Consider the following 605-nt stretch of genomic DNA (forward strand, 5'->3'; position numbering starts at 1 on the left):
CCGCCCGGCCCCTCGCCGCCCGGACCCTCGCCGCCCGGACCCTTGTCATGGCCCTCGCCTAGGACCTTGCCCTGAGCCGGTGCCTGCGGCCGAGGCCGGGCGTGGTGGCTCGACGGCGGTGGTGCGGTCGCCGCCACGGTGAGGGCGGCCAGCACCAGCGCGGGTGCCAGCAGGGACACGAGCCGGGGCGTGCACGGGGTGCGTCGCCGCTGCGTCACCGTCCGCCTCACCGCCCGCCTCACACCAGGCGGACGCCGTGGCCGGCGAGGTAGCGGACGGGGTCGATGTCGCTGCCGTAGCCGCGCTGGGCCCGTACCTCGAAGTGCAGGTGGGGGCCGGTGGACCGGCCCGTATTGCCGGAGCGGCCCAGAGGGGTGCCGGGGTGGACGGTACCGCCGACGGTCACCGCGACGTGCGACAGGTGGGCGAACAGGGTGTACCTGCCGTCCACCATGCGGACGGTCACGGCCTTGCCGTAGTCACCGGACCAGCCCGCGAAGACCACCGTCCCCGGGCCGACGGACCTCACCCGCGTGCCCTCCGGGACGGCGAGGTCGATGCCCGTGTGGTGTCCCGCCGCCCAGTCCCCCTTCACCCCGTACGCC

General features: G+C 75.9%; 1 protein-coding gene. It reads right to left on the reverse strand.

Annotation, left to right across the window (positions count from 1 at the left end):
- Nucleotides 1-238: 238 nt before the first annotated feature.
- Nucleotides 239-605, reverse strand: a 367-nt coding sequence (locus AB8Z75_RS35160; protein ID WP_369209219.1) for a M23 family metallopeptidase, incomplete at its 5' end; no start/stop codon positions are given.

The organism is Streptomyces sp. PU-14G (assembly GCF_041028275.1).
In the GTDB taxonomy this organism is placed as follows: Bacteria; Actinomycetota; Actinomycetes; order Streptomycetales; family Streptomycetaceae; genus Streptomyces.